At 75.9% G+C, this 1,473-nt stretch carries 1 protein-coding gene; it reads right to left on the minus strand.

Annotated elements, in window-relative coordinates:
• Positions 1-1,473 (minus strand): acyltransferase domain-containing protein (locus HW445_RS30740; RefSeq protein ID WP_180224068.1); only part of this gene is annotated, 1,473 nt, incomplete at both ends.

The following is a 1,473-nucleotide window of genomic DNA, read 5'->3' on the forward strand; positions in this document are numbered from 1 at the left end:
ACCAGGCCCCCGAGCTGCCCGTGGGCGGTGCGGGCGGGGACGAGGACGAGCCAGGCGCCGGTGAGCTGCCGTGCCGCCGGCCCGGTGGCCGGCGCGACCGGCTTCCAGTCGATGCGGTAGCGCAGCGAGTCGACGACGTCGAGATCGCGGTTGCGCCGCCGCCACGCGGCGAGCGCCGGCAGTGCGGCGGCGAGCGGGTCGACGTCCACCGGACCCAGCGCGTCGGCGAGGGCGGTGAGGTCCTCGCGCTCCACCGCCTCCCAGAAACGCGCCTCGTTGCGGAAGGTGGCGAGCACCTCGGCCGCGTCCTGCGCGGCGGTCGGTGTCGGCCAGTAGCGCTGCCGCTGGAAGGCGTACGTGGGCAGGGCCACCCGGCGGGCGCCCGTACCGGCGTAGAAGGCGGACCAGTCCACCGGCACGCCGTTCACGTGCAGCGCGGCGACGGCCGCGGTCAGTGCCGCCGTCCCGGGCCGGTCCTTGCGCAGGGCGGCCACGAAGGACACCGCGCCCGTGTCACCGCCGCCGGCGGCGCAGTCCTGGGCCATGGAGGTCAGCACGCCGCCGGGGCCGAGCTCGAGGAACGAGGTGACGCCCTGGTCGAGCAGCGTGCGGACGCCCTGCTCGAAGCGGACCGCCTCACGGACGTGGCGGACCCAGTAGCCGGGGTCGCGGATCTCCCGCGCGCGCAGTGGCCGGCCGGTGACGTTCGAGACCACCGACAACCGCGGGGAGCGGAAGGTCAGGCCCTCGGCGACCGAGCGGAACGCCTCGAGCATCGGCTCCATCAGCGGCGAGTGGAAGGCGTGGGACACCCTCAGCCGCCGGACCCTGCGGCCCTGCTCCTCGAAGACCGCGGCGGTCTCCAGCACCGCCGCCTCGGCACCCGAGACCACCACCGAACGCGGACCGTTGACGGCGGCGACCGACACCTCCGGCCGGCCGGCCAGAACCGCGGCGACCTCCTCCTCGGTGGCCTCCACGGACACCATGGCCCCGCCCGCCGGGAGGGCCTGCATGAGCCGGCCGCGTGCGGCGACCAGCGCGGCCGCGTCCGCGAGGTCGAGGACGCCCGCCACGTGCGCGGCGGTGATCTCGCCGACGGAGTGGCCCATCAGGTGGTCGGGGGTGACCCCCCAGGACGCGACGAGGCGGTACAGCGCCGTCTCCACGGCGAACAGGGCGGCCTGCGTGTAGACGGTCCGGTCCAGCAGCGCGGCGTCCGCACTGCCCTCCTCCGCGAACACGACCTCCCGCAGGGGAAGTTCGACGTGTCCGGCGAGGTTCCGGTCGAGCTCGGCGCACACCGCGTCGAACGCCTCGGCGTACACCGGGAACGCCTCGTACAGCTCGCGGCCCATCCCGGCCCGCTGCGAGCCCTGGCCGGAGAACATCACGCCGATCCGGCCCGGCACGGCCAGCCCCCGCACCGTTCCCGCGGTCTCCTCGCCCCGGGCCAGCGCGCGCAGCCCGTCC

It is taken from the genome of Streptomyces sp. UH6, from assembly GCF_013421635.1.
GTDB classification, from domain to species: Bacteria; Actinomycetota; Actinomycetes; order Streptomycetales; family Streptomycetaceae; genus Streptomyces; species Streptomyces abyssomicinicus.